Source organism: Pseudomonas sp. RC10-4-2, from assembly GCF_050433085.1.
GTDB lineage: Bacteria > Pseudomonadota > Gammaproteobacteria > Pseudomonadales > Pseudomonadaceae > Pseudomonas > Pseudomonas aeruginosa.
Genome location: NZ_JBNPXX010000005.1, coordinates 410,069 through 431,416, shown reverse-complemented (window position 1 = coordinate 431,416; position 21,348 = coordinate 410,069). Strand labels below are relative to the sequence as shown.

The 21,348-nt window shown below is 65.9% G+C and carries 18 protein-coding genes; 9 read left to right on the top strand and 9 right to left on the bottom strand.

What is annotated here, in order from left to right; translation table 11 throughout:
- Window positions 1–92: 92 nt before the first annotated feature.
- Window positions 93–998, top strand: coding sequence for a LysR family transcriptional regulator (locus FHW81_RS23335; protein WP_003117685.1), 906 nt, complete (start codon window positions 93–95; stop codon window positions 996–998).
- Here the strand turns inward: FHW81_RS23335 and FHW81_RS23330 are convergent.
- Entirely contained in the window at window positions 995–1,639 is a 645-nt protein-coding gene (locus FHW81_RS23330) for a hypothetical protein (protein WP_003087981.1), read from the bottom strand. The two genes, FHW81_RS23335 and FHW81_RS23330, sit on opposite strands and share 4 nt — an antisense overlap.
- A gap of 100 nt (window positions 1,640–1,739) precedes the next feature.
- Between FHW81_RS23330 and FHW81_RS23325 the strand changes: the two genes are divergently transcribed.
- A complete protein-coding gene (locus FHW81_RS23325; RefSeq protein WP_003113596.1) occupies window positions 1,740–2,519 on the top strand; it encodes a TSUP family transporter in 780 nt (259 codons plus the stop codon).
- Here FHW81_RS23325 and nudC read toward each other — a convergent pair.
- From nudC to FHW81_RS23310, 3 genes are read right to left on the bottom strand one after another with little or no spacing between them, the layout of a single operon-like run.
- Window positions 2,487–3,323, bottom strand: a complete 837-nt coding sequence (nudC, locus tag FHW81_RS23320) for an NAD(+) diphosphatase (RefSeq protein ID WP_003113595.1) — start codon at window positions 3,321–3,323, stop codon at window positions 2,487–2,489. The genes FHW81_RS23325 and nudC overlap by 33 nt on opposite strands.
- Window positions 3,323–5,011 carry a type IV pilus/biofilm regulator FimL gene (gene fimL, locus FHW81_RS23315; protein ID WP_003098159.1) on the bottom strand — a complete coding sequence of 563 codons (1,689 nt, stop codon included), beginning with the start codon at window positions 5,009–5,011 and terminating at the stop codon, window positions 3,323–3,325. The genes nudC and fimL overlap by 1 nt, the downstream gene beginning before the upstream one ends.
- A gap of 39 nt (window positions 5,012–5,050) precedes the next feature.
- On the bottom strand, window positions 5,051–5,863 hold the full coding sequence (locus FHW81_RS23310) for a crotonase/enoyl-CoA hydratase family protein (protein WP_003087972.1): 813 nt from the start codon (window positions 5,861–5,863) through the stop codon (window positions 5,051–5,053).
- Window positions 5,864–6,086: 223 nt separating this feature from the next.
- On the opposite strand from FHW81_RS23310, the gene nhaB reads away from it, so the two are divergent.
- Entirely contained in the window at window positions 6,087–7,589 is a 1,503-nt protein-coding gene (nhaB, locus tag FHW81_RS23305; RefSeq protein ID WP_003113594.1) for a sodium/proton antiporter NhaB, read from the top strand.
- Here the strand turns inward: nhaB and FHW81_RS23300 are convergent.
- The gene (locus FHW81_RS23300) at window positions 7,573–8,928 is read right to left on the bottom strand and encodes an amino acid permease (RefSeq protein WP_003117687.1); all 1,356 of its coding nucleotides are present in this window, start codon (window positions 8,926–8,928) and stop codon (window positions 7,573–7,575) included. The genes nhaB and FHW81_RS23300 overlap by 17 nt on opposite strands.
- A gap of 23 nt (window positions 8,929–8,951) precedes the next feature.
- A complete protein-coding gene (gene ldcA, locus FHW81_RS23295; protein WP_003087961.1) occupies window positions 8,952–11,207 on the bottom strand; it encodes a lysine-specific pyridoxal 5'-phosphate-dependent carboxylase LdcA in 2,256 nt (751 codons plus the stop codon).
- 193 nt (window positions 11,208–11,400) lie between these two features.
- Between ldcA and FHW81_RS23290 the strand changes: the two genes are divergently transcribed.
- Entirely contained in the window at window positions 11,401–11,790 is a 390-nt protein-coding gene (locus tag FHW81_RS23290) for a nuclear transport factor 2 family protein (protein WP_033980799.1), read from the top strand.
- 27 nt (window positions 11,791–11,817) lie between these two features.
- Here the strand turns inward: FHW81_RS23290 and dnaQ are convergent, their stop codons facing one another.
- The 3 genes from dnaQ to FHW81_RS23275 form a co-directional block, all read right to left on the bottom strand.
- The gene (dnaQ, locus tag FHW81_RS23285; protein ID WP_003087958.1) at window positions 11,818–12,558 is read right to left on the bottom strand and encodes a DNA polymerase III subunit epsilon; all 741 of its coding nucleotides are present in this window, start codon (window positions 12,556–12,558) and stop codon (window positions 11,818–11,820) included.
- 64 nt (window positions 12,559–12,622) lie between these two features.
- The gene (rnhA, locus tag FHW81_RS23280; protein WP_003087954.1) at window positions 12,623–13,069 is read right to left on the bottom strand and encodes a ribonuclease HI; all 447 of its coding nucleotides are present in this window, start codon (window positions 13,067–13,069) and stop codon (window positions 12,623–12,625) included.
- Window positions 13,070–13,071: 2 nt separating this feature from the next.
- The gene (locus FHW81_RS23275; protein ID WP_003087952.1) at window positions 13,072–13,833 is read right to left on the bottom strand and encodes a methyltransferase domain-containing protein; all 762 of its coding nucleotides are present in this window, start codon (window positions 13,831–13,833) and stop codon (window positions 13,072–13,074) included.
- A gap of 101 nt (window positions 13,834–13,934) precedes the next feature.
- Here FHW81_RS23275 and gloB point away from each other — a divergent pair, with 101 nt between their 5' ends.
- The 5 genes from gloB (at window position 13,935) to FHW81_RS23250 (ending at window position 21,346) form a co-directional block, all read left to right on the top strand.
- Window positions 13,935–14,711: a hydroxyacylglutathione hydrolase gene (gene gloB, locus FHW81_RS23270; protein WP_003098141.1), complete on the top strand. Its 777-nt coding sequence runs from the start codon at window positions 13,935–13,937 to the stop codon at window positions 14,709–14,711.
- A 77-nt stretch (window positions 14,712–14,788) separates the two neighbouring features.
- A complete protein-coding gene (locus tag FHW81_RS23265) occupies window positions 14,789–16,393 on the top strand; it encodes a lytic transglycosylase domain-containing protein (RefSeq protein ID WP_003120244.1) in 1,605 nt (534 codons plus the stop codon).
- A gap of 190 nt (window positions 16,394–16,583) precedes the next feature.
- On the top strand, window positions 16,584–18,413 hold the full coding sequence (locus FHW81_RS23260; protein ID WP_003113590.1) for an extracellular solute-binding protein: 1,830 nt from the start codon (window positions 16,584–16,586) through the stop codon (window positions 18,411–18,413).
- Window positions 18,410–20,257, top strand: a complete 1,848-nt coding sequence (locus tag FHW81_RS23255) for an extracellular solute-binding protein (protein ID WP_106120671.1) — start codon at window positions 18,410–18,412, stop codon at window positions 20,255–20,257. Before FHW81_RS23260 ends, FHW81_RS23255 begins: the two co-directional genes overlap by 4 nt.
- A gap of 6 nt (window positions 20,258–20,263) precedes the next feature.
- On the top strand, window positions 20,264–21,346 hold the full coding sequence (locus FHW81_RS23250; RefSeq protein ID WP_003098134.1) for a microcin C ABC transporter permease YejB: 1,083 nt from the start codon (window positions 20,264–20,266) through the stop codon (window positions 21,344–21,346).
- Window positions 21,347–21,348 lie beyond the last annotated feature (2 nt).

The following is a 21,348-nucleotide window of genomic DNA, read 5'->3' as shown; positions in this document are numbered from 1 at the left end:
CCAGAGCGAGCGTACGGATGGATTTTCGACGGATCCGCCGCGATATATCCAATACTGTCTTTCTTAACTCACCATATCCGGGAGATATCGCAATGGCCGACTTACGCCAGTTCCGCCAGTTCGTCGCGGTTGCCGAGGAGCTGAGCTTCCGCCGCGCCGCTGAGCGCCTGCACATGGCCCAGCCACCGCTGACCACTGCGATCCGGCGGCTGGAAGAAGAAGTCGGCGCCAGCCTGCTGGAGCGTGACAACCGTATCCACCGCCTGACGCCGGCAGGCCGCGCGTTCCTCGACGAAGCCCGGCGCACCCTGGCCCAGGCCGAACGCACCCTGGCGGCCGCGCGCAGCGCCGCCAGCGGACGCAGAACGTTGCGCCTGGCGTTCGTCGACAGCACCATCAATATTCTGCTACCGCGCATACTCCAGGCGTTCCGCCACCAGCATGGCGCGCTGGACTTCCAGCTCCAGGAAGACACCACCGCGGGGCAACTGGAGGCGTTGCGCGAAGACCGCATCGATGCCGGCCTGATCGTCCTGCCGGTCGACCGCCAGCCCGGCCTGTACACACATCTACTGGTGGACGGCGACATGCGCGTGGCATTGCCCGAAGGGCATCGGCTGGCACGCCATGCGCGCCTGCGCCTGGAACAACTGGCCGGAGAACCCTGGCTGCTGTTTCCACGGCACTATGGGCCGGGCATGCACGACCTGATCGTCGCCGCCTGCGCGGCAGCCGGCTTCGTCCCGGAGGTGGTGCAGGAGGCGCGGCAGATGCAGACCATCGCCGGGCTGGTGGCCGGCGGCATCGGCGTCGCGCTAGTGCCTTCGCTGCTACAACCGTTGCGCCCGCCGGGGGTCACCTTTCGTCCCCTGCAAGGGCGGCGGGCGCGAATTCCCTATCGGCTGGCGCTGGCCTACCGCACGCCGTCGGAACTCATCGAACGCTTTCGCGAAACCGCCCAGGCGATCGCCGCCGCCCCGGCTTTTCGCATGGCCTAGCGCCAGTCCCTGAGCGCCTCCTCGGCCGCCAGGTTCATCGGCTCGGCAAGCAGCCCGGCGACGCCGTAGTTCACCGCGAACACCGCCTTGTCCGCCATCGGCAGGAAAGTCACCCGCCCCGCCAGCGGCTCGAACAGGAACAGGTCGTGCTCGCCGGCCCGCAGCCAGCGCCAGAGATCGACCCCCAGCGGACTCTGCGACAAGCCCAGGCGGCGGCCCCGGGACTGCTGCTCGAGAGCCAGGAAGCGGCCGCTGAGCGCGTCGAGGCGATAGCCCGGCGCCAGACCGATCAACGCGGCCAGCCCCTTCCAGCGGAAAATCCGCGCGTCCAGTTGCCAGAGTTCGCCGTCCAGCACCACGCTGCGCTCGTTGGCGCCCTCCTGGATCAGCACCCGGTAGCGCTGCGGCCCTTCGGCCTGGAAGCTCAGGGTGGCCATCGGCTGCTCGGGCTTGAGCAGCGAATAGCTGCGCAGGTCCCAGGCGAGCACCAGCAGCAGCGCCGCCACGGCGACGAAGGCCAAGCCGCAGGTGCCGCGCAGCCAGCCGAGGAACCAGGTGCGTTCGAAGAGGATGCGCACCGCGACCAGGGCGGCCAGCAAGGCCAGTAACGCGAATGCCCAGGCCAGACCGTCGTACTGCATGCAAGCGATTCCTTCTGCGTGAAATTGCGGGCATTATGCGCACCCCTCCTCCCGACGGCCAGCGAGGCCGTTTCCCGATTGGAAGCAGGTCCGGTTTTTCATGCCCTTCGAACTCGCGATAGACCCCAGCACCCTGATCATCCTGGCCGTGGTGGCCTTTCTCGCCGGCTTCATCGACGCCATCGCCGGCGGCGGCGGCCTGTTGACCATCCCTGCGCTGCTCACCGCCGGGGTCCCGCCGCACCTGGCGCTGGGTACCAACAAGCTGAGCTCGACCTTCGGTGCGGCGACCGCCAGCTACACCTTCTACCGGCGCAAGCTGTTCCATCCCGGGAAATGGCGCAACGGTCTGCTCGCCACCGCGATCGGCGCCGCCATAGGCGCCTGGGCGGCTCACCTGCTGCCCGCCGAGTGGCTGAACCGGATGCTCCCGGTGGTGGTATTCACCTGCGGCCTCTACATGCTCTTCGGCGGCACGCCGAAGGCGCCGCTGGACGCCGATGCGCCGCTCGGACGCAAGCGCCAGTGGCCGCAGGGCCTCGCCCTGGGCTTCTACGACGGCGTGGCGGGACCGGGCACCGGAGCGTTCTGGACCGTCAGCTCGCTGCTCATGTACCCGCTGGACCTGGTCCGCGCCAGCGGTGTGGCGCGGAGCATGAACTTCGTCAGCAACATAGTGGCGCTGGCGGTGTTCATCGCCTCCGGCCAGGTGATCTGGTTGCTCGGCCTGTGCATGGGTGCGTCGCTGATGGTCGGCGCCTATTTCGGCGCGCGCACCGCCATCGGCGGCGGGGCGAAGTTCATTCGCCCGGTGTTCATCCTGGTGGTCCTGGCGCTGACCGCGCGGCTAGCCTGGCAGCACTGGTTCAGCGGCGCCTGAGCGGCGCGCCAGGTACAGGTCGATCAGGTGCCGGGCGATCGAGCGCTGCGCCGGTAGCGGCGGCAAGGCATCGAGGGAGAACCACTGGGCGTCCTCGATCTCGTCTTCCTGCGGGACGATCTCGCCGGACACGTACTCGGCGTGGAAACCGAGCATCAGCGAATGCGGGAACGGCCAGTTCTGGCTGCCGATGTATTCGAGATTGGCGACCTCCACCCCGACCTCTTCGCGCACCTCGCGGACCACGCACTGCTCCACCGACTCGCCGGCCTCGACGAAGCCGGCCAGGGTACTGTAGACCCCCGGCACGAAGCGCGGCGAACGCGCCAGCAACACCTCGTCGCCCCGGGTCACCAGGACGATCATGCTCGGCGACAGGCGCGGGTACTGGTGCAGCCCGCACTGCGGACACTGCATCACCCGCTCGTGGTCCTGCGCCTGCATGCGTGTGCCGCAATTGCCGCAGAACCGGTTGTGACGTGCCCAGATGCCGATCTGGCTGGCATAGCCGAGCATGCAGAACTGATCGAAATCGCCGTGCAGCATGAACTGCCGCAACGGCGCCCAGGCCATGCCCGGCAGCTCGATCGGCTCGTCCAGTTCCAGCACGTAGACCGGCTCGCCCTGCCAATGGCCGACCCCATGTTCGGCGAGCAGCGGGAGTTCCTGGCGCTTCAGCCATTCGCGGGGGAACAGCAGGCCGTTGTCGTCCTGGAGGAAGCGCTGCTGACAGTGCGCGAGCACCCAGCCGCCGACCTGGGCGGTAGCCGGCCGACCTGCCTGCCAGCGGAACTCGCCGGCCATCAGGCGGCCACCGGCAGTCCGAGCGCCTTGACGCTGGCGCTGGCCAGGTCGAGGACGTCCGGCTGGCCCTGCGGACGCAGCACGGCACCGCCCTCGAGATAGTATTCGAGACTGGTCAGGGCGTCGGCGAGGGTTTCCAGCATCTGCTCCGAAGGCATCTGCGCGGTCTCGATCATGCGCTGCTGGATGTAGTCGGCGCAGCCGCCGACCAGCAGCGCGGCGCGCTCCTGACCGAGGAACCAGAGACCGCCCCGGACCGCCTGCAGGCTGGCCGGGACGTTGGCCAGGTTGAGCTTGTCGCCATTGGATTCCAGGTACGCGGTGATCGCACGCTTGGCCAGGGCCAGGCCGGCCTTGGCCTCCTCGATCACCACGATGCGCGCCTCGGCCAACTGGTGCACGGCGAACGCATCGGCTTCCTGCCCGGGCTCCGCCGGAGTCGGCCGGATGATGCGGCGCTCGCCGCGCTCGAGGTTGCCGACCATGCTTTCCACGTAGAGCACCGCATCGGCCAGGCGCAGCAACGCCGGCGGCGAATCGGCGACGCCGCTGGCAGCCCAGGCGGCCACGGTGGGTAGCTGGGTCTGCAGGGCGGTGCCGGCCGAGTTCAGGCCGACCATGCCGAGGGTCTTGCTCAGCTTGCCCAGTTGCGCATGCAGGTTGGTCAGGCTATCCGGCTGGGCCACGCCGCGCTCGATCAGGTCGAGCATGTCCTTGACCCCGGCGAGTTCCTCGCGGATCGCCGTGGACAGCGAACGCATCACCGACTGGCCGGGGCCGGACAGGCGCTGCGATTCCTCTTCCAGCAGGTGGTCGGTGAACGGCAGCGGCGCCAGCCCATGCAGTTCGCGGACCTCGCGCGAACGCGGGCCCTGGCCGTCGGACAGCGCCACCAGGTAAAGCAGTTCCTTGAGCAGATGGCGCGGCGCCTCGTAGGCCGGGCCGATCAGCAATTGCTTGAGCTCGCGGTCGATGCGCGAGAACAGTTGCTTGCGCGACTTGCGCGGCAACAGTTGGCCATCGACGATCGACTCGATCGCCGCGGCGCCGATCCAGCACAGCCGCGAACGGGCCACCCCGCCGTGCAGGCTGTCGAGGCGCGCCAGCGCGCGGCCCATCAGCTTGAGGCTGGGATAGAGGTTCTGTTCGCGGATCAGGCCGAGCAGGCCGATCTGGTACATGTGGCGCATCCGCCGGCTTTCCTCGCCCAGTTCGGCTTCGGAAGGCAGGTGGTCGATGGCAGTGCTCGGCGGCCGCGGGATATCCAGGCGGGCGCTGAAGAAGAAGCTTTCCGGCAGCGCCGGCTGCCCTGCGGCACAGCGCACTTCGTTGATCGCCGGCAAGAGCAGCTCGGGGATCTCCTGGCGATTGGCCTCGACGTTCTCCAGGTAGCGGCGCAGCACGTACAGGGCGTTGCCCAGGGCTGCCAGCTGGCCGTCGCGCTCCTCGCTGACGCCGGTGGGAATGTCGGTCGCCAGCTGCAGGGCTTCCTGGGCCAGCAGCTCGGCGCCGGCCAGCTCGATCAGGTTGAGGGTGCCGCGGATCTGTTGCAGGCATTCGACGGCGTGCTGCAGCAGGCTGCCGTTCTGCCGCTCGGCAATGAACTGCTCAAGACCCTGTTCGGCCTGTTCCATGGTGGCGAACAACTCGTCGCGCACCAGACTGAGGGACGTGGCTCCTGTGACCATCGGTCTAGTGCGCCTCCCGCGCAAGAATATACAACGGCATCAATCAGCGAATTCCGGCTTCTGCTTGGCCATATGCGCGGCCATCGCCACCCGCAGGTCGGCGGACTGGAGCATGGCGGCGTTCCAGGTAGCGACGTACTCGAGGCCGTCGTCGACCCGGTGGTCGCGCATATAGCGGATCATTTCCTTGGTACCACGGATGGCGATCGGCGACTTCGCGGCGATCTGCCGCGCCAGTTCGAAGACCCCATCCATCAATGCGGCCTGGTCCGCGTAGGTACGATTGACCAGGCCGATGCTCCGTGCCTCTTCGCCGTCGACCATGCGCCCGGTGTAGGCCAGCTCGCGCATCATGCCATCGCCGATGATCCGCGGCAGGCGCTGCAGGGTGCCGACGTCGGCGGCCATGCCGATGTCGATCTCCTTGATCGAGAACTGCGCGTCGGCGGTCGAGTAGCGCATGTCGCAGGCCGAGACCAGGTCGATGGCGCCGCCCAGGCAGTAGCCCTGGATCGCCGCGAGCACCGGCTTGCGGCAGTTGTCGACCGCGTTGAACGAGGCCTGCAGCTCGAGAATCTTGCGACGCAGGGCGTCGGCGTTGCGGCCGACGTCCTTGCCCAGTTGGCTGCCGACCTGGGCCAGCAGCATCAGGTCGATCCCCGAGGAAAAATGCTTGCCCGCCCCGGACAGCACGACCACCCGCACTTCGTCGGTATCGTCGACCCAGCGGAAGATCTCGATGATCTCGCGCCAGAAGTCCTGGTTCATGGCATTGATCTTGTCCGGACGGTTGATCTGGACGTGGGCGATCTTGTCTGCCAGCTCCACACGGAATGCGTTGTACTCGGTCACGGCGATAGTCCTCGGCAGAGCAACTGCGCTGTCAGAACGCAGAGATTTTTGTTGTGCGGAAAATCCCGCAACTATAACAAGGGCGAGCCAAATGTCGATGCTGCACTATGTGATGCACGGCACGCCCATTGATACCGCAATCTCTTCGATGATTGCGCTAAACGCTTGATCCAACGAAAGTCCTGCTGGCATTTTCAGTCTTTTCCTTGCCGTGGAGTCCATCGTGAGCAGTCCCCTGAGCCAGGCTTTCGCACAGAACTTCCTCGGGCATTCGCCGCGCTGGTACAAGCTGACGGTGCTCGCCTTCCTCTTGCTCAACCCCCTGCTGCTATGGCTGGCCGGGCCGGTGACAAGCGCCTGGGTGCTGGTCGGCGAGTTCATCTTCACCCTGGCCATGGCGCTGAAATGCTATCCGCTACAGCCGGGTGGCCTGTTGGTGCTGGAGGCGCTGCTGCTTGGCCTGGCTACCCCCGAGGCGCTCTATGCGGAATTGCAGCACAACTTCCCGGTGCTCCTGCTGCTGATGTTCATGGTCGCCGGCATCTACTTCATGAAGGACCTGCTGCTCCTGCTGTTTTCCCGCCTGCTGCTCGGCGTGCGCTCGAAGACCCTGCTATCGCTCCTGTTCTGCCTGCTGGCCGCCCTCCTCTCGGCCTTCCTCGACGCCCTCACCGTGACCGCCGTGGTGATCAGCGTGGCGGTGGCATTCTTCGCCGTGTATCACCGGGTCGCTTCGGGGCAGCGCGCCAGCGAGGACTACGATCCCGCCACCGACCGCCAGGTCCCCGAGCTGCACCGGGCCCATCTCGAGGAATTCCGCGCCTTCCTCCGCAGCCTGCTCATGCACGCGGCGGTCGGCACCGCGCTGGGCGGCGTCTGCACCCTGGTGGGAGAGCCGCAGAACCTGCTGATCGGCCACGAGGCCGGCTGGCATTTCGTCGAGTTCTTCCGCCAGGTCGCGCCGGTATCCATGCCGGTACTGGCGGCCGGCCTGCTGACCTGCGTGCTGCTGGAGAAGAGCCGCCGCTTCGGCTATGGCGCCCAGTTGCCGGCGGCGGTGCGCCAGGTGCTCGCCGAGTACGCCGCCAGCGAAAGCCGCAAACGCGGAGCGCAGCAGAAGGCCGCGCTGCTGGTGCAGGCCCTGGCGGCGCTGGTACTGATCGTCGGGCTGGCCCTGCATGTCGCCGAGGTCGGCCTGATCGGCCTGTTGGTGATCGTGCTGATCACTGCCTTCACCGGCGTCACCGACGAACACCAGATCGGCCGCGCCTTCCAGGAGGCCCTGCCGTTCACTGCGCTGCTGGTGGTGTTCTTCGCGGTGGTCGCGGTGATCCACCAGCAGCACCTGTTCACCCCGATCATCCAGGCGGTGCTGGCGCTGCCGGCGGAACGCCAGCCGGGCATGCTGTTCATCGCCAACGGCCTGCTCTCGGCGATCAGCGACAACGTATTCGTCGCCACCATCTACATCACCGAGGTGAAACAGGCGCTGGATGCCGGCCACATGAGCCGCGAGCATTTCGATACCCTGGCGGTGGCGATCAATACCGGCACCAACCTGCCCAGCGTAGCGACGCCCAACGGCCAGGCGGCGTTCCTCTTCCTGCTGACCTCCTCCATCGCCCCGCTGGTGCGCCTGTCGTACGGCCGCATGGTCTGGATGGCGCTACCCTACACCCTGGTGATGGGCGGCCTGGGCTGGTGGGCGGTCAGTCATTGGCTTTGAGCGTCGGCACTCCGTTGACCTGGTTGCGCCATTGCCGCCAGGTGTACATCGGGATACCGGCCATCAGCACCAGGAAGCCCCAGAAGATCGCCTGCTGGCCGGTGCCATACAGCGCCCATAGCGAGTAGGCGAAGCCCAGCGAGCCGATCACCAGCAATTGCCGGCGTGAACGCGGCGAGAACTCGTCCGGTCGCACCGCCAGCAGTTGCAACAGCGCGGCGGTGCAGAACGCGTAGGGGACCACCCCGGTCATGGTGCCGAGCAGGATGATCACGTTGAACACATCGACCAGGTCGCCATGCCCGTCGACCATCACCAGCGCCGTCACCAGCAGCCCCGAGGCCAGCAGGCCGTGGGCCGGCGCGCCGTTCTTGTTGAGCTGGCCGAGCGACTCAGGGAACAGCCCGTCGCGCGCCGGAGCCACCGGGATCTGGCCCTGCAACAGGACCCAGCCATTGAGCGCGCCCAGGCAGGCGATCACCGCCCCGGCAGCCACCAGGTAGTAGCCCCAGTCGCCCATCAGGATCCGTGCCGCGTCGGCGAACGGCGAGGTGGAGCGGGCCAGCACCTCCGGCGGCATCAGGCCCTGCACCGCAGTGATAGAGAGGATGTAGAGGGCCGCCGCGGCCAGCGTGCCGAACAGGGTCGCGCGGGGAATGGTGCGGCGCGGGTCCTCGACGTCGTCGGCCGGCACGGTGGCCGACTCCAGGCCGATGAACGACCACAGGGTCAGCGCCGCGGTGGTGGCGATCGCCTGGGCATAGCCCATGTTCGGCAGCTCGCTGCGCGCCGGGATCGCCAGGTGCTCGGGATTGAAGTGGAACCAGCCGAGGATACCGACCAGCAACAACGGCAGCAGCTTGAGGATGGTCAGCAGGTTCTGCACCACGCTGAAGGTGCCGATGCCTCGCAGGTTGATCAGGGTGCACAGCCAGATCGCGGCGATGGCCACGCTGACCATCAGCAGCGGATCCGCCAGCGCCGGGATGAATACCCGCAGGTAGCCGACCAGGGTCACGGCGATCGCCGCGTTGCCGATCCAGGCGGCTTTCCAGTAGGTCCAGGCGCACAGGTAGCCGGCGAAGCTGCCGAAACCGTCGCGGGTATAGGCGTAGGGGCCGCCGGCGCCGGGGTTGACCCGCGCCAGGCGGGCGAAGGTCAGCGCCAGCAGCACCGCGCCGGTGCTCGACACCAGCCAGCCGAACAGGCTGAGCCCGCCGAACGCCGCCAGGCTGGAGGGAAGCAGGAAGACTCCCGAACCGACCATGTTGCCGATCACCAGCGCGCTGCAGGTCCAGAACCCCATGCCGCGCTTGCCGGCCTTCTCTCCCCCCGCCATCGACACCCCTTAGCCTGTCGGCTTCATTCCTTTATGCATTCAACGGTATAGCAGCGCCCGGACGGTCCGTCCTGATGCTGCAGGCCATGCACATCGGAGTCGAAACCAGGGAAGGCGCGCTCGAAGGTCCGCGCGAACTCGAGATAGTCGAGGATCGAGCGGGTCGCCTCGGTGAAGCGCTCACCCGGCATGATCAGCGGGATACCCGGCGGATAGGGTACCAGCATGACGGCCGCGATGCGCCCTTCCAACCGAGCGATCGGTACCGCCTCGACCTCGCCGCGCACCAGCTTGTCGTAGGCCTCGGACGGCCGCATCGCGACCTCCGGCAGCACCGTGTACATGCGCTTCATGGCCTTCGCCGTGGCGTTGTCGCGGTAGCTGGCGTGCATGGCGTCGCTGAGGTCGCGCAGGCCCACGCCGTTGTAGCGCTTGCCGCCGGCCTGGGCCACGGAGGGCAAGACGTCGAGCAGCGGCAGGTTGGCGTCGTAACAGCGCTTGAATTCGAGCAGTTCGGTGACCAGGGTGCTCCACTTGCCCTTGGTGATGCCCATCGAGAACAGCACCAGGAAGGAGTAGAGACCGGTTTTCTCCACCACCAGCCCGCGCTCCCAGAGGAAGCGGCTGACGATGGCAGCCGGAATCCCCTGCTCGCTGAGCTTGCCGCCGGCGCTCAAGCCCGGGGTGGTCAGGGTGACCTTGATCGGATCGAGCAGCACGTAGTCTTCGGCGATATCGCCGAAGCCGTGCCAGTCGGCGCTCGGCTCCAGCACCCAATCATGGGTGCCGACCTGATCGGTGCCCTCCACCTGCTCCGGCTGCCAGACGCCGAACCACCAGTCGTTCCGGTCCAGGTTCTGCCGTACGTTGGCCAGGGCCCGGCGGAAGCTGAGGGCCTCGTCGAAGGTCTCCTGGATCAGCGAACGCCCGGCGGGCCCTTCCATCATCGCCGAAGCCACGTCCAGCGAAGCGATGATGCCGTACTGCGGCGAGGTCGAGATGTGCATCATGAAGGCTTCGTTGAAGCGCGCCACGTCCAGCTTCCGGGTCCCGCCATCCTGCACGTGGATCATCGAGGCCTGGCTGAAGGCGGCGAGCATCTTGTGCGTGGAGTGGGTGGCGAACACCAGGGGTCCCTCCTCGCTGCGCGAGGTGCCCATGCCATAGCGTCCGTCGTAGAACTCGTGGAACGCGGCATAGGCGTACCAAGCCTCGTCGAAGTGCAACACCTCGACGCTGTCGCCGAGGGTCTGCTTGATCAGCTCGGCGTTGTAGCACAGGCCGTCGTAGGTGGAGTTAGTCACCACCGCCAGCTTCACCTTCGGCTCGCGGCCGCGCGCCAGCGGGCTGGCGGCGATCTTCGCGGCGATCGACTCCTTGCTGAATTCGCTCAGCGGGATCGGCCCGATGATCCCCAGTTCGTTGCGTTCCGGAGTCAGGTAGAGCGGTATCGCCCCGGTCATGATGATCGAGTGGAGGATCGACTTGTGGCAGTTGCGGTCCACCAGCACCAGGTCTTCGCGACCGACCATGGAGTGCCAGACGATCTTGTTCGCGGTGGAAGTGCCATTGATCACGAAGAAGGTATGGTCGGCGCCGAAATTGCGCGCGGCACGGTCCTCGGCCTCGGCCAGGGGGCCGGTATGGTCGAGCAGCGATCCCAGCTCGGGGACCGAGACCGACAGGTCGGAACGCAGCGTGTTCTCCCCGAAGAACTGGTGGAACGCCTGTCCCACCGGACTCTTGCGATAGGCGACACCGCCGCCGTGGCCCGGCGTATGCCAGGAATAGTTGGACTGCGCGGTGTGCTCGACCAGCGCACGGAAGAATGGCGGCAGCAGCCCGGCCAGGTAGTTGCGCGCCGCCCGGGCGACCTGGCGGGCGAGGAACGGCACGGTGTCTTCGAACAGGTAGAGGATGCCGCGCAACTGGTGCAGGTCGGCCATGGACTCGGCCGGCGCGTTCTCGATGGTCACCTGCTCGCCGAGGGCGAAGATCGGCAATTGCGGCGCCCGCACGCGGGCCACGCGGATCAGTTCGACCACATCCTGCAGCAGCCGCTGGTTTTCCCCGGCACCTTCGGCGGCGACCAGAATGCAGGCCAGGCCGTGGTGGGTGGAAGCGACGATGCGCCCCTCGGCGGAGCTGGCGGTGGAGAGAATGCTGAAGCCGTCCTGCTCCAGTTCGTGGGCGATGCCCCGCACGCGTTCGCCGGCAACGGTGTCGGCCTTGATGTCGCGATGGACGATGAGGACGGGAAATTTGAGGTCTTTATACATTGTTGATCCCGAGCAGCAGGCGGGCGAACCCCGCCGGTCGGCTCAGGGTAGAGACTTGCCGGCACGCGCGTAACCCCCGGCGGCTTGCCCTTGTAAGAAAAGGTCGCGGCAACACAAGTCGGCGCGCCGCGCTTGCCTCCTCTCCCGCCAGCGAGGAGCATGGACCTCTCTGCCCTGCTACGGAGCGACAACGATGCGCAGCGCTTATCGGATCGTCAGCGATCACTATGCGGCCTCTAGCCGCGGGGACCTCGCCGGAATGCTGGCGGACATGGACGAACGCACCGAATGGACGGAAATGGCCGGTTTCCCGCTGGCCGGCACCTATGTCGGCGCGGCCGCCATCGGCGCCGGTGTGTTCCAGGCCTTGCAGCGGGACTGGGAGGGCTTCAGGGTCGAGATCGAGCGCCTGATCGACGGCGGCGACAGCGTGGTCGCCGTCGGTCGATATGCAGCGACCCACCGTCGCAGCGGCAAGTCGTTCGAAGCGCGTGTGGCACACGTATGGACGGTAGAGAACGGCAGGATCCGCCGTTTCGAGCAGTTCTGCGACACCTTGCTGGTGGACCGGGCGACACGCTGAACGCGGCGCCCGTGGTGCATGGGCAGGCTATTCGCCGACCGGCGCCTCCAGTTGCGCCCAGAGTGACGGACCACCTGCCGACTTCTCGATCACCGCCAGCCGCGCCGCATGCGCAGCCAGCTCTTCGGCGTTGGCGCGCAGCACCGGGGTGGCTACCCGCGCCGGATCGAGCCGACGGATCGGGCTGACCATCGGCCGGCCGCTGCCGTCGCCTTCCGCGCCGCTGCCGGCCAGCGACAGGCTGGTCTGGCCGCCGGTCATCGCCAGGTAGACGTCGGCGAGGATCTCGGCGTCGAGCAACGCGCCGTGCAGGTCGCGACCGGAGTTGTCCACGCCGTAGCGCTTGCACAACGCATCGAGGTTGTTGCGCTGGCCCGGATGGCGCTCGCGGGCCATCAGCAGGGTATCCAGCACCGAGCAGTACTCGGTCACGTCCGAGCGGTCCTGCTGGCCCAGCAGGGCGAACTCGTTGTTGATGAAGCCGATATCGAACGCCGCGTTGTGGATGATCAGCTGGGCGCCGCGGATGAATTCGAAGAAATCGTTGGCGACCTCGCGGAAGCGCGGCTTGTCCTTCAGGTATTCGTTGGTGATGCCGTGGACGGCGATCGCCCCTTCGTCGACCTCGCGATCGGGTTGCAGGTAGACGTGGAAGTGGCGACCGGTCAGGCGGCGCCCCTCCAGCTCGACACAGCCGATCTCGATGATCCGGTGACCATCGGTCACCGGCATGCCGGTGGTTTCGGTATCCAGTACGACGCTACGCATCTATAGAGCCTTTCTCTGTTTCGCTGCAGCCGCGGCTGCTGAACGCTTGTTTCGGTGTGGCCGCTCAGCGCGGCAATTCGGCGACGCCACGGTTGGCCAACTGGTCGGCCCGCTCGTTGCCGGGATCGCCGGTATGCCCGCGGACCCACTGCCACTCCACCTGGTGCCGGGCGACCTGCTCATCCAGGGCCTGCCAGAGGTCGGCATTCTTGACCGGCTGCTTGCTGGCGGTCTTCCAGCCGCGCTTCTTCCAGTTCGGCAACCATTCGGTGATGCCGCGCATCACGTATTCCGAGTCGGTGATCAGACGGATCGGACAGGAACGCTTGAGTGCCGCCAGCGCCTGGATCGCCGCCATCAGCTCCATGCGGTTGTTGGTGGTGTCCGGCTCGCCGCCCCAAAGCTCTCGCTCGGCGCCCTTGTAGAGGAGCAACGCCCCCCAGCCGCCGCGCCCAGGGTTGCCCTTGCAGGCGCCGTCGGTATAGATCACTACCTGTTCTTTATCTGTCATGCCTAAATTTCGGAATCTCGCCGGCTGACTTTCGCCACCGGCATGGGCACCAGCTGACCGCGCGGTTCGCGCTTGCTCTGGCGCAACGGGCGCAACCCCACGACCAGCTTGCGTGCCACCAATAGATAGAAACCGGCGCCCGAAGACTGCCAGGCGTCGCCCCAGCGCTCCAGGCGAGCCAGGCGCGATTGCCAGGCTGCCGACGCAAGCGGCGGACGATAGCACCCGAAGCGCCGTTTCTCCAGCGCGAAGCCCAGCAGGTTGAGCCAGTCGCAGGCCCGCGACGGAGGAATGCAGCGGGCCTGGCGCAAGGCATCCCCGGCGAAATAATGACGGATGCCCCACAGGCTCCATGGGTTGATGCCGATCAGCAGCAGGTGGCCGCCCGGACGAACGGTACGCGCGGCTTCGCGCAGGAGACGGTGAGGCGACAGGCAGAAATCCAGGCCGTGTTGCAGCAGGACCACGTCCGCGGCATGTTCGCTGAGCGGCCAGGCGCCCTCTTCGCAGGCGATGTCCACGCCCGGCAGCGGCGGCCCCAGGCGCACGCCGCGCTGAATCTGCCCGGTGCTCGGCGGCAGTTCGGCATGCGGTCCGTAGTGCACCAGGTAGCCACCGAAGTAACGGGTCAGCTCGTCGCACAACAGGCGTCGCTCCTCGGCCAGCATCAGGCTGCCCAGCGGGCCCTGGAACCAGTCGCGCGCCCGGTTGATCGATGCCAGCCACTCGGCATCGGTCTGGGCGAAGGCTTGCGGTTCGTTCATGCGTACCTCCAGCGTCTTCCCCTTCGCGGCGACGGACGCCGGCACGACGGGAAAATAAGCAATACTATGCGCCAATGACTTCTGCTTAGCGACATCGACCCATGATACAGATCGACGCCCTGTCCGCCTTCAACGACAACTACATCTGGCTGTTGCAAGATGCGACAAGCCGTCGCTGCGCGGTGGTCGACCCCGGCGACGCCAAGCCGGTGGAAGCCTGGCTGGCCGCCCATCCCGACTGGCGGTTGAGCGATATCCTGGTGACCCACCACCATCACGACCACGTCGGCGGCGTCGCGGCCCTGAAGGAACTGACCGGCGCGCGGGTTCTCGGCCCGGCCAACGAGAAGATCCCGGCCCGCGACCTGGCGCTGGAAGACGGCGAACGGGTCGAGGTGCTCGGCCTGGTCTTCGAGATCTTCCACGTGCCCGGCCATACCCTCGGCCATATCGCCTACTACCACCCGGCGGAGACGCCGCTGCTGTTCTGCGGCGACACCCTGTTCGCCGCCGGCTGCGGCCGTCTCTTCGAAGGCACCCCGGCGCAGATGCACCATTCCCTGGCGCGACTGGCCGCGTTGCCGGCCAACACCCGGGTCTACTGCACCCACGAGTACACGCTGAGCAACCTGCGCTTCGCGCTGGCGGTGGAGCCCGACAACGCGGCGCTGCGGGAACGCTTCGAGGAAGCGACCCGGCTGCGCGAACGGGACCGCATCACCCTGCCGTCGGAAATCTCGCTGGAATTGTCGACCAATCCATTTCTTCGCGTTTCGGAAAATTCTGTTAAGAAAAAAGCCGACCAGCGGAGCGGCCAGCAAAACCGCACCCCGGAGGAGGTTTTCGCCGTCCTGAGGGCCTGGAAGGACCAGTTCTGAAGGTTGGCGAAATCTTGACCACTCTTGAGGTCATTTCTAGAATCGGCTGAATTTTTGCCCGGAACAGCACTCAGCCGATGCCGCCACAGACACGTAAAACCCCCGATCTAGACGCCCTGGCTCGCGCCGTTCGGGTGTCCATCCTGCTCATCGCCGGTGCGCTCGCCGGCTGCCAGGGCAGCGGCCAGATCAAGGGGGAGGCCCAGGCCAAAGCAGCACGTCCCGGCGCCCGAGCCGTCGACGTCCAGTTCAACCCCTCCTGGCTGCATACCCAGCCCGGCCAGAACGCCGCCTACAACGACATCTGGGACCGCATGCGCGACGGTTTCCAGCTCCAGGATGCGATCAGCACCAACCCGCGCATCGAACGTCAGCGCCTCTGGTTCCTCAGCAACCAGTCATTCCTCGAACAATCGAGCGCGCGCGGCAGCCTCTACATGCACTACGTGGTCGAGCGCCTGGAAGAACGCAACATGCCGCTCGAACTGGCGCTGCTGCCGGTCATCGAAAGCGCCTACAACCCCTTCGCCCTGTCGCGCAGCAACGCCGCCGGCCTCTGGCAGTTCATTCCCGCCACCGGCCAGCATTTCAACCTGCGTCAGACCAATTTCTACGACGGTCGCCGCGACATCACCGCCTCGACCAATGCCGCCCTGACCTATCTCGAGCGCCTGCACGACATGTTCAACGGCGACTGGATGCTCGCCCTGGCGGCCTACAACGCCGGCGAAGGCACTGTCAGCCGCGCCATCGAACGCAACGAGAAACTGGGCCTGCCGACCGACTACTGGAACCTACCGCTGCCGCAGGAAACCCAGGACTACGTACCCAAGCTGCTCGCCCTCTCACAGATCGTCATGGCGCCGGATTCCTACGGCATCAGCCTGAACCCGATCAACAACGAGCCCTACTTCCAGGCCGTCCGGGTCAAGCGCGGGATCGACCTGTCCAGCGTCGCCGCGCTGGCGAACCTGGACGAGGACGAGCTGTACCAGCTGAACCCGGCCTACAAGCGCCGCGTGACCATGGACGGCCCCCAGCAACTGTTGGTGCCGATGGAGAAAGCGGCGTTCCTGACCGCCTCGCTGGACACCCTCAAGCCGAAGGAAGTCACCGCCTGGCAGCAATACCGGGTGCGTAGCGGCGACAGCCTGCACAGCATCGCCAACCGCTATCGGATCACCGTAGCGGAGCTCAAGAGCGCCAACCGCCTGTCCAGCAACCACCTGCGCAAGGGCCAGCAACTGAGCATCCCCGGGCAGATCGCCGGCGGCGCCGTCAAGCCGGTCTACCAGCAACTCGCCCGACAGGCTTCCACCCCGGCCAGGACCCGCTCCTATAAGGTCAAGAACGGCGACAGCCTATGGCAGATCGCCCGCAACAACGGCGTCGACGTCAACGACCTGAAGCGCTGGAACGGCCTGGACAAGCACGCCCTGAAGGTCGGCCAGACCCTCAAGCTGCAAGGCGGCACCCAGGCCCTGGCGGCCCGCAAGGGAAACGCCGCCGGCAAGCGCGACAGCGCCACCTACTACAAGGTCAAGCAAGGCGACTCGATGTACCTGATCGCCAAGCGCTTCAATGTCGAAATGAAGCACCTGCAGCGCTGGAACCCGCGCAGCAAGCAGGCGCTCAAGCCCGGCCAGACCCTGACCCTGTACCTGGACACCGCGAGCCGCTGACAGCCCATTGCAGGCCGTCCCGAAACGCCACGCCCGCTCCTGCCGGCGTGGCGTTTTCGCAAGCGCGGCCAGAACCCCGGACCCTGGGCCGGACAGGCCCGCGCTCCCTCTTTTTTCCTGTGCGGGCAAGGTGTTACTGTTGCCTGACGATTCGTTGTCAAAAATAGCCAAGGACCCGGACACACGCCTGATGCGTCGCCTCTCCTTCCTGATCCTCGGCCTGGCCGTGAGCCTGCCCAGCTTCGCCGCGATTACCCAGAGCCATGGTTATGCCCAATTCGGCACGCTCAAGTATCCGGCCAATTTCCAGCACTTCGACTGGACCAATCCCGACGCCCCCAAAGGCGGCACCTTGCGCCTGATGGCCTCGGGCAGCTTCGACACGCTCAACCCCTACACCCTGAAAGGCACCAGCCCGATCGGCACCGGCGATTTCCTCCAGTACGGCGTCAACGAGCTGAACGAACCGTTGATGGTGGGCACCGGCCTGTACGACCCGTCCGGCGACGAACCAGCCTCCAGCTATGGCCTGATCGCGAAGAGCGTGGAATACGCGGAAAACCGCAGCTGGGTGGTATTCAACCTGCGGCCGGAAGCACGCTTCCACGACGGCAGGCCGATCACCGCCAGCGACGTGGCCTTTTCCTATCGCACCCTGGTCAAGCAGGGGCACCCGATGTACCGCACCTACCTGCAGGAGGTGAAGCGGGTCGATATCCTCACCCCCCACCGGGTGCGCTTCGTCCTGCGGCGCTCCGGCAACCCGCTGCTGATCCTGCGCCTGGGCGAGCTTCCGGTGCTGCCGCAGCATTACTGGAAGGATCGCGACTTCCGCGCCACCACCTTCACCGCGCCGCTGGGCAGCGGTCCCTATCGCATCGTCGAGGTCGATCCCGGGCGCCGCCTGGTGTTCGAACGCGTGAAGGGCTGGTGGGGCGAAAAACTGCCGGTGAACCGCGGCAAATACAATTTCGACCGGGTCGTGGTGGACTTCTACCGGGACAACGGCGTCGCCTTCGAAGCCTTCAAGGCCGGCGAGTTCGACTTCTACATCGAGCACCAGGCGAAGAACTGGCTGAACAACTATCGCTTCCCCGCGGTTCTGCGCGGCGATGTGATCCGCACGGAAATCCCGCACCAGATCCCCAGCCAGACCCAGGCGTTGTTCATGAACACCCGTCGCGCCGTGTTCAAGGAGCGCGCGCTACGCCAGGCGCTGGGCGAGATGTTCGACTTCGAATGGACCAATCGCGCCCTCTTCAGCAATTCCTACCTGCGCTCGCGCAGCTACTACCCGAACAGCGAATTCGCCGCCAGCGGCGTCCCGGAGGGCCAGGAATGGCTGTACCTGTCGCCGTACCGCAAGCAATTGCCGGCGCAGTTGTTCAAACAGCCGTTCAGCCTGCCGACCACCGAGGGGCGCGGCATTCCCCGTGAAACCCTCAGGCATGCACTCGGTCTACTGGCCGATGCCGGCTGGAAGCTGTCCGGCGACCGACTGCTGAATAAAAAGGGCGAACCGCTGCGCTTCGAAATCCTGCTGGTCAATCCGAGCCTGGAGCGTATTCTCCAGCCCTATCGCGAAAACCTCGCCAGCATCGGCATCGACGCGCGCCTGCGCACCGTCGACCGCGCCCAATACAAGCAGCGCCTGGACCAGTTCGACTACGACATGATCCTCATGACCCTGCCGCAGACCCTCAGTCCCGGCCTGGAACAGTGGCAGTACTTCCACTCCAGCCAGGTGAAGGTCAAGGGCAGCAAGAATTACGCGGGCATCGCCAACCCGGTGGTCGACGCCATGCTCAACCGCCTGCTCGGCGCCCACAGCCGCGACGAACAGGTCGCCGCCGCGCGCGCCCTGGACCGGACCTTGCTCTGGCAGTACTACAGCATTCCCAACTGGTACCTCAATTCGCACCGTCTGGCGTACCGCAACCGCTTCGCCTTCGTCGCCACCCCGCCCTACACCCTGGGCCTGCGCGCGTGGTGGCAGAAAAACCTGGAGACGTCCCGATGATCCGTCCCCGCTTCACCCCTCTGCTGGCAGCCCTGCTGCTCGGCTGCTGCGGCCCGCTCCTCGCCGCCCCGAAACATGCACTGACGCTCTACGATGAGCCTCCGAAGTATCCCGCCGATTTCAAGCATTTCGACTACGTGAATCCGGATGCGCCGAAAGGCGGCATCCTCCGCCAAGCCGACTTCGGCGGCTTCGACAGCCTCAACCCGTTCATCGGCAAGGGCGTCTCGGCCCCTTCGCTGGGCCTGATCTACGACACCCTGGCCTTCCAGTCGCAGGACGAGCCGTTCACCGAATACGGCCTGCTCGCGGAGAAGATCGAGAAGGCACCGGACAACAGCTACGTGCGCTTCTACCTGCGTCCCCAGGCCCGTTTCAGCGATGGCACGCCGGTCACCGCCGAAGACGTGGTGTTCACCTTCGAGACGCTGGTGAGCAAGGGCGACCCGATGTACCGCAACTACTATGCGGACGTCGACAAGGTGGTCGCCGAGGACAAGCTTCGCGTGCGCTTCGACTTCAAGCACGCCGGCAACCGCGAACTGCCGCTGATCCTCGGGCAGATCGCGATCCTGCCGAAACACTGGTGGGCCGACCGCGACTTTTCCAAGACCGGCATGGAAATCCCGGTAGGCAGCGGTCCCTACCGCATCGCCAAGGTCGATCCGGGACGCTCCATCAGCTACGAGCGAGTCAAGGACTGGTGGGCCAAGGACCTTCCGGTCTCCCGCGGACTCTATAACTTCGACACCATCACCATCGACTCCTATCGCGACATGTCGGTCGCCCTGGAAGCCTTCAAGGCCGGCCAGTACGACGTCAACCTCGAATATTCGGCGAAGGACTGGGCCACCGGCTACGAGTCGCCGGCATTGCGCGACGGGCGCTTCATCAAGGCCAGCATCCACAACCACAACCCGGTGGGGATGCAGGGCTTCGCCTTCAATATCCGCCGCCCGGTGTTCCAGGACCGCCGGGTACGCCAGGCGATCAGCCTGCTGTTCGACTTCGAATGGTCCAACAAGCAGCTGTTCTTCAGCTCCTACAAGCGCACCAACAGCTATTTCGAGAACTCGGAGATGGCCGCCCACCAGTTGCCCAGCGAAGCCGAGCTGAAGATCCTCGAACCGCTGCGCGGCAAGATTCCCGACGAGACCTTCGACCAGGTCTTCCAGAATCCGGTCAATGACGGCAGCGGGGTGATCCGCGAGCAGCGGCGCAAGGCCTACCAGTTGCTCACCGAGGCCGGCTACAGGATCGAGAACAACCGCATGGTAGGTCCCGACGGCCAGCCACTGAGCTTCGAGTTCATGCTGTTCCAGGCCAACATGGAACGGGTCATCCTGCCGTTCAAGCGCAACCTGGCCGAACTTGGCATCGACATGCAGATCCGTCGCGTCGACGTCTCGCAGTTCGTCAACCGCCTGCGCTCGCGGGATTTCGACATGACCTCGGCGACCTGGCCGCAATCCAACTCGCCAGGCAACGAACAGCGAGAGTTCTGGCATTCCAGCAGCGCCGACAAGGCCGGCAGCCGCAACTTCATCGGCCTCAAGGACCCGGCCATCGACAGCCTGGTGGAAAGCCTGATCCAGTCCGACTCGCGGCAAAGCCTGATCGACCATACCCGCGCCCTCGACCGCGTACTGTCGTGGGGCTACTACGTGGTTCCCAACTACTACGTCGATACCTGGCGGGTCGCCTACTGGAACCGTTTCGGCCGGCCGAAGGTGACGCCACTCTACGACTGGGGCCTGATGACCTGGTGGCAGACCAGCGACAAGGCGCTGCCGAGCAAGGCGCAAGCCGAAGCCACGCAAGACGCCGAGCCGGAACGGGAGTAACGCCGCATGCTCTCCTATATCCTGCGGCGCCTGCTGCTGATCGTCCCTACCCTGTTCGGCATCCTGCTGATCAACTTCATCATCATCCAGGCCGCTCCCGGCGGTCCGGTGGAGCAGATGATCGCCAAGCTGGAAGGCTTCGACGCCGCTTCCGGCGGCGCCACCGGGCGCATCTCCGGCGGCGGCGGCGAAGTCGCCGTGGCCGGCTCGCAATACCGCGGCGCGCAAGGCCTGGACCCGGAGCTGGTGAAAGAGATCGAGCGCATGTACGGCTTCGACAAGTCGGCCCCCGAGCGCTTCATGATCATGCTGAAGAACTACCTGCACCTGGACTTCGGGCAGAGCTTCTTCCGCGACGCCAAGGTCACCGACCTGATCATCGAGAAATTGCCGGTGTCGATCTCGCTCGGGCTCTGGAGCACGCTGATCATGTACCTGGTGTCGATCCCGCTGGGGATCGCCAAGGCGGTCCGCCATGGTAGCGTCTTCGACATCTGGACCAGCTCGGCGATCATCGTCGGCTACGCCATTCCCGCCTTCCTCTTCGCCATCCTGCTGGTGGTGCTGTTCGCCGGCGGCAGCTACTGGGACTGGTTCCCCCTGCGCGGCCTGACCTCGAACAACTTCGACCAGCTCAGCCTCGGCGGCAAGGTGCTCGACTATTTCTGGCACCTGGCCTTGCCGGTAACCGCCCTGGTGATCGGCAACTTCGCCACCATCACGCTGCTGACCAAGAACAGCTTCCTCGACGAGATCGGCAAGCAATACGTGGTCACCGCCCGCGCCAAGGGCCTGACCGAACGCCGCGTGCTCTACGGGCACGTATTCCGCAACGCCATGCTGCTGGTGATTGCCGGCCTGCCGGCTGCGCTGCTGGGGATCTTCTTCACCGGTTCGCTGTTGATCGAGGTGATCTTCTCCCTCGACGGCCTCGGCCTGCTCAGCTTCGAAGCGGCGATGAACCGCGACTACCCGGTGGTCTTCGGCACGCTGTTCATCTTCACCCTGTTCGGGCTGGTCATGAAGCTGATCAGCGATATCGTCTACACCCTGGTCGATCCGCGCATCGACTTCGAGAACCGGGAGTAATC